Origin of the sequence: Kitasatospora sp. NPDC057198, assembly GCF_042670125.1 — a bacterium.
GTDB lineage: Bacteria > Actinomycetota > Actinomycetes > Streptomycetales > Streptomycetaceae > Kitasatospora.
Map to the genome: position 1 here is coordinate 1 of NZ_JBHUWH010000447.1, position 6,247 is coordinate 6,247.

Genomic DNA, 6,247 nt, shown 5'->3' on the forward strand with positions numbered 1-6,247 from the left:
ATCCGGTACATGCCGCCGGTGTGCGGCAGACCGAAGTCGCCCTGCAGGATGCGGGCCCGGTGGAGGTGCAGGTGGGTGGGCGGCCCCGGGGTGCCGCCGGAAGGTGGCGGGGCGAACAGGGCGGCGAACGGTTTCAGGTGGTCGGAAGTCTGCAGGACATCCGCCACCCGCTCCCACCACAGGGCCACCGGGGCGAGCCTCCCGGTGATCACCGCACCGGGAACCACCACTGTCACGGACATCTGGTTGCTGTGCTCGGACTCCACCATCGCGGCGATGTCGACGAGCAGCCCGTCAGGGTTCGACATACTACGAGCCTAGGCCACTCCCCCGCCCGCGCACCGCGATTCCGCCGTCCCGGGCCGCCACGCGCCGAACGGAGACCGAACGGAAACCGGACAGCGGCCGGGCAGCGGCCGGACAACGGCCGGACCGAAGCCGGACGGGAACCGGAGGAGGCGGGGCCGCCGTCCGGTCCGACGCCGGCCGTGGCAGGATCCCGGAGCGTCCCCGGACGACGCAGGGGGACGCGGCGCGGCAGCGGGCCGCGGAGCGTGTCGAGCAGGAGGCAGCGTTGTACGTACGGTTCCAGGCGACGACTCCCAACCGGCGCGGGACCTTCCCCGGCGTGTTCGCGCTGGTGAACGGCCTGGCCGCGGAGGGGAGGCTCACTTCCGAGCAGGAGTCCTTCCGGCGGTCGAGCTACGACTGGTACGACGCGAACCTCGCGAACCCGTCCCACGTCGACCCCGCGGTCTACGATCGCGAGCTCAACCCCGGAGCGGAGGCGTGGTTCAAGGTGTCCGCCCACCGGCACGTCGAGCAGGTCGACGGGCACCTGGAGATCCTCGCGGCGCACCGGGTCGGCTGCGAGACGCTCCGCTCCCCGGACCCGGGCGAGGTCGTCTACGAGGACGAGCACCAGGTGGTCGTCGTCCCGTACGGCCGCCGCGCGGAGCAGCACGCCGCCGCCCCGGCCACGTCCGCCGCCGCGCCCTCCGCCACGGCCACGGCGCCGCCCGGACCGTCCCACCCCGGACCGTCCCGCCCCGGAGGGGACCGGCCGGCCGGGGAGAAGTAGTCCTCCGCCCGGACGAAGTGCGGGCGCGGCACGGAGCGCAGGCCGGGCAGGGGCCCGGCGCCGGGGGCACCCGCTCGAGGCGCCCCCGGCCCTCCCCGGTTGCCGAAGGACGGCCACCACGGAGACGGGACGCGTGAGAAGGGGCGGCCACCACCCCGCCGGCCCCGGGCGGACGGTCGCGCTCCAGGCCAGTTATTCATATGTACATACTTCCGTGGGGATGTCGGAGACCGTCCGCCCGAGGAGCCGTCCGACCCGGCACTAGGGTGGGCCCATGGCGGACACTCCGACGGCGGCGGCACCTTCCATCGAGGCCCTGGGCGCCGTGGTCGACCGCGCCTGCCGGCCCCCCACCGGCGCCTCCCGCGCCAAGCAACTGCGCTGGGTCGCCGGGGAACTGCGCACCGCCCTGGAACGCGGCGCGGTCCCGCCGGAAGCCGCCGCCGCCCTCCCCGCGCTCCTCGCCCCCGACACCGTCGCCGCCTACCTCACCGCCGCCGAACGGGGCCTGCTTCGCCGCAAACCCGCCGCCCGCCCCGACCAGCCCTCCCCCACCTCCATGCGCGTGCGCGAGGACTGCCTGCGCATCCTCGCCACCCACGCGGGCCTCCCGCTCACCCTCCCCGAACGCGACCGGCCCGCCGTCGCCCTCCGGGACGTGGTCGCCCCCCGCTCCCGCAGCATCCTCCTCGGCCACCTCGAACAGGCCACCCGCCCCGGCCAGGACGACGCCCGCACCCGCATCCTCGCCGTCATCGCCACCGTCCTGGACACCGGCTGCCGCGCCGGCGAACTCTGCGCCCTGCGCACCCGCGACGTCGACCTGCGCCGCGGCACGATCCGCCTCACCCGCCTCCCCCAGCACCGCGACCCGCACACGCCGCCCGCCACCGAGACCATCGCCCTCTCCCCCACCACCCGCGCCGCACTGCGCCACTGGCTCACCGCCCGCGCCCGCCTCACCGTCCGCGACACCGCCCGGCCCTCCGGCCCCGACAACGAGACCACCGACGCCCTGTGGGTCAGCATCGCCCCCAGCGGCCACCCCCGCCCCGGCCTCCCCCTGTACTTCCGCGGCCTCGCCCGCGCCTACGCCCGCGCCGTCCACGACCTCAACACCGACATGGCCGGCCAACCCGGCTGGCACCCCCTCCCCCGCCGCATGGAACCCCTGCGCCGCGCCGTCGAACTCCGACCCGACGACGCCCCCGGCCCCGGCGACGTGACCGTCCTGCGCCGCACCCGGACGGCCGCCGGTGGCGGCCCGGAAGCGTGACGGGCCGGAAGCATGACGGCCCGGAAGCGTGACGGCCCGAGCCGGTGTTCCGGTCCCGTGCGGGGAGGTCCGGAACGCCGGCTCGGGCGCGGGGGTCAGGACCAGGGCTGGGCGGTCAGCCAGGAGGTGTCCTCGGCCCAGTAGTTGGCGTTGTCCCAGGTGTTGCCGCCGACGCCGTCACCGGCGAGGTAGCCGGTGTACTCGTAGTGGCGCAGGAAGCGGTTGGGGAAGTTGACGGACTGGAAGGAGTAGCCCTGCCCGCTGTGTCCGGCCCGGAGGCAGAAGGTGGCGTCCTGCTTGAACAGGGTGCTGCCGTCGGAGGCGGCGGTGCGGAGCCGGTAGTCGAAGTGCCGCAGGTACTGGCCGGGGGCGGCGGCGGACTCGAAGGACAGGCAGGAGCCGTTGGCCAGCCCGGCGCGGACGATCCAGGTGGCGTCCTGCTTGTCGGCGGCCGAACTGCCGGAGGTGATCGGGGAGATGGCCACCGTGGCGTCGGCGTTGTGGCGCAGGTAGTCGGCGGTGCAGCAGGCGGTGGTGGCCTTCAGCGAGACCCGGGCGCCGGGGGTGAGGGCGCTCGAGGTGACCGCGGTTTCCTGGTAGCCGGCCGCGGCGATGTTGGCCTGGACGGCGTTCTCGGTGGCGTCCGAGGGGTAGCCGGAGGTCATCACGCCCTCGTAGAAGGTGCCGCTGGAGGACTTGCTGTTGTCGCCGCCGATGCCCAGGATGATCGCGCCCTCCTTGTGCATCGGGTTGTAGCCCGCGACGTTGGGCCGGGCCCCGTTGTAGTACGTCGACAGGCCGCCGGACTGGGCGTTGCCGGCCTTGATCGCCCACAGGTTGGGGGCGCCCTTGACGATCGCGGTGAGGAAGCGGTGGCTGACGCTGGGGTCGTTGGCGTTGTAGCCCGCGTTGGCGCCGGAGAACAGGCCGTTCTCCAGGTCGGCCATCACCCAGGGGCCCTTGCCGGTGCCGGAGCCCCAGATGGTGCTGTCGCCGAAGTAGATGGCCTCCATGTGGCCGTTGCCGGTGTCGAGGTTGTTGGTCTCGGCGTTGCCGTAGTCGAAGCAGCAGCCGCCGCCGAAGTGGGTGCCGTCCAGGACGGCGTACATGCCTTCGGGCTGGTCGCCGGTGGCGATGCCGTGGGTGGCGTTGTTGCGGTAGCCGGTGCCCGCGGCCACGTAGACGCCGTACGCCCGGTGGCCGGCGACGGTGACCGGGGCGGCGGTGGCGGGGGCGAGGTTGTCCGGGCCGGGCGCGGCGCCGCCGGCGGGGGCCTGGGTGAGGTGGTTGCCCTTGCCGGACTGGTCGTAGATGACGGTGATGACGCAGGTGGTGGCGGCGCAGAAGGCGTCCTGGGCGGCGGCGTTGGCGTAGCCGCCGGTGCTGAGGACGCCGATGTCCCTGGTCGCGCCGTCGGAGGTGCGGCGGACCTGGTAGAGCGCGCCGCCGTACCCGCCGTACAGGGCCCGGGTGGTGGAGTGGGCCGCCACGCAGGGCGTCCCGCCGGAGGCGTAGAGGTCGCACGGCCCCTGGGTGGCGGCCTGCGCGACCGTCTCGGTGCCCGCGATCAGGGCGGCGGTCAGGACGGCGGTGGTGCCGGTCGCGAGGAGGGCGCGCCGGGCGCGGCGCAGCCAGGTCTGGACAGCCAAGGGTGGACTCCTTGCTGGTGGGTGGGGGTCGGGAGGTCCCGGGGAGACGGCCGTGCCTGGGCCCCGACGGCGGAGGCGACCGCGGCGGGTGAGACCGGCTACGCTTTGTTAGCGCTAACAATTCACCCTGGCGGAGGCTCAAGACAGTTGGGGCGAAGGAGAGTTCGGCTCGACGACGGCCGAGCATCACTATGGAGAGCCGTCGCGACCACGTCAATACTTTCGACCGGATCCCCCGCCGCTCCGGACCCGCCGCCCGGGGAGGGACGGCGCGGCCGGAGCGGACGGGGTGGCGCAGGAGGGGCGGACCCGGGCGGCCGCCATCGGGCGGATGCCCTCATTCACCCGGCCGCGGACGGCCGCCCGGGAGTTCGGATCAGCCGGCGGTGAGGGTCCACAGGTGGTCGGCGGTGCCGTTGTCGCCCCACTGGACGACCCGGCCGCCGGAGCCGGTGCTCATGTCGGTGACGCCCAGGAGCAGGCCGCTGTTGTAGTTGGCGATCTTGTAGTGGCCGCTGCCGTCGGGGATCAGCTGCCACAGGTGGTCGGCGGTGCCGTTGACGCCCCAGATCAGGGCCGCGGCGCCGTACGAGGTGCTCATGCTGTCGATGCCGAGCAGCCGGCCGCCGGCCTTGTTGGAGATCTTGTAGAGGCCGGAGCCCGCGGCGGTCAGGGTCCAGGACTGGGTGGTGCTGGAGGAGGCGGTGGCCTGGTCGACCAGGGTCCCCTGGGCGGTGCCGGAGTTCACGGTGTCCAGCCGGAGCCCGCTGTTGAGGTTGGTGATCCGGTAGGTGCCGGCGAGCGTGCTGGAGCCGCCGGCCGGGGTGACGACGAGGTGGTAGCCGTCGGCCGCGTTCATCGCGACCGGGACGGTGACGGAGCCGCCGGAGACCGGGTAGTCGCTCTCGGAGACGGTGATCGGTCCGGCGACGGCGGTGGTGCGCCCCTTGGAGGGGGTGTACTCGAGCTTGACGTGGACGGTGCCGCCGAAGGCGCCCAGGGCGTTCAGGCCGTTGACGGTCACCGCGCCGGCGCCGGACCCGCCGCCGAAGACCACGCTGACCTGGTTGCCGGCGCCGTTGAGGGCGGCGAGGCCGTCGATGCCGGTCTGCGCGGGCGGGGTGGTGGTGAGCATGGTGCCGCTCATGTCGCCGTACCACTTGTAGGCCCAGTAGGCCGCGTTGGGCGAGCCGCCGGTGTCGGTGAGGGTGTCGCCGAGGGTGCCGTAGTGGTTCCAGAAGGCCATCTCGGCGTCGCGGACGCCGGTGCGCTCGAACTTGGCCGCGTAGCCGATCATCGGGCCGGGGACGCCGACCTCGCCGGGCGTCCCGTACTCCTCGATGGAGATCGGCCGCGGGGTGAGGCCGAGGCTCGCCTCCAGGGCGCGGTAGGCGGCCACGTCGGCGGCGACCTTGTCGGAGCCGCTCAGCTCGTGCCAGGCGATGACGTCGGGGACGGTGCGGGTGGCGATCGCGTTCTGGAGGAACGCCTTCATCCGGTCGGGGTAGTAGCCGGAGTCGCTGGGGCCCTGGATGGGGGTGGTGGCGTCCTTGGCGCGGACTTCGTTGAAGGTGCGCGTCCAGCCGGCGTGGAAGTCCCCGGCGTTGGCGGTGTCCCAGGTCCAGTCCGGTTCGTTCCACAGCTCGTAGGCGGAGATGTTGGTGGCGCCGGACGCCTTGACGGCGGCGACCTGGGTGTCGACCGCGGACAGCCAGTTGTTCCAACCGACCCACTTGTAGGGGAAGTCGGGGTACCAGTCCGGCATCCGGACGACGACCTTCGCCCCGGCGGCCGCGGCCTTGCCCGCGACCTTGAGGGCGTCCCCGGCCGGGGCGGGTTCGCCGTTGGGCAGCTGCGAGCCGCCGGGCGCCATCTGGACGAAGGTGTGGGGCTTGAGGGCCTGCACGAGGCTGTCGCCGGGGCTGGTGGAGCTTGCCAGGCCGTAGAGGCTGCCGGTGGCCACGTGGGTGACGGGGCGCAGGGCCTGGTTCGCGTTGACCACCAGGGTGGTGGCGGCGGTGGGGGCCGCGCCGGCCGGGGTGGCGACGAGTCCGGCGCCGGTGGCGGCGAGGACGAGGGTGCCGGCGACGGCCGCGGCACGCCGGGTCCGGGGGGTGGCTGTGGTCATGTGGTGCTCTCCTGACGCGGGGGTGGGGGCGCCCGGGGTGCCGGGCGTGGAGCGGAAAGCAGCAGCCGGTGATGAGGGTCTGGGCAGCTGGGCCTGTGGTCGGCCGTGGGCGC

Annotated in this window: 5 protein-coding genes; 2 read left to right on the top strand and 3 right to left on the bottom strand. The window is 74.0% G+C overall.

What is annotated here, in order from left to right:
- A partial coding sequence (locus ACFUEL_RS32660; protein ID WP_380240686.1) for a hypothetical protein occupies window positions 1-308 on the bottom strand: 308 nt, incomplete at its 3' end.
- A gap of 266 nt (window positions 309-574) precedes the next feature.
- Here ACFUEL_RS32660 and ACFUEL_RS32665 point away from each other — a divergent pair.
- Complete coding sequence (locus tag ACFUEL_RS32665; protein WP_380240688.1) at window positions 575-1,081, top strand: hypothetical protein; 507 nt, start codon at window positions 575-577, stop codon at window positions 1,079-1,081.
- A 274-nt stretch (window positions 1,082-1,355) separates the two neighbouring features.
- Complete coding sequence (locus ACFUEL_RS32670; protein ID WP_380240690.1) at window positions 1,356-2,357, top strand: site-specific integrase; 1,002 nt, start codon at window positions 1,356-1,358, stop codon at window positions 2,355-2,357.
- 95 nt (window positions 2,358-2,452) lie between these two features.
- On the opposite strand, the gene ACFUEL_RS32675 is transcribed toward ACFUEL_RS32670, so the two are convergent.
- Window positions 2,453-4,006, bottom strand: coding sequence for an alpha-L-arabinofuranosidase B (locus tag ACFUEL_RS32675; RefSeq protein ID WP_380240692.1), 1,554 nt, complete (start codon window positions 4,004-4,006; stop codon window positions 2,453-2,455).
- Between the two features lie 376 nt (window positions 4,007-4,382).
- Window positions 4,383-6,134, bottom strand: coding sequence for an RICIN domain-containing protein (locus tag ACFUEL_RS32680; protein WP_380240694.1), 1,752 nt, complete (start codon window positions 6,132-6,134; stop codon window positions 4,383-4,385).
- Between the last annotated feature and the right edge of the window lie 113 nt (window positions 6,135-6,247).

Coding starts and splice junctions, on each gene's coding strand:
- ACFUEL_RS32670 (WP_380240690.1), top strand. CDS start 1,356: ATGGCGGACACTCCGACGGCGGCGGCACCTTCCATCGAGGCCCTGGGC.
- ACFUEL_RS32680 (WP_380240694.1), bottom strand. CDS start 6,134: ATGACCACAGCCACCCCCCGGACCCGGCGTGCCGCGGCCGTCGCCGGC.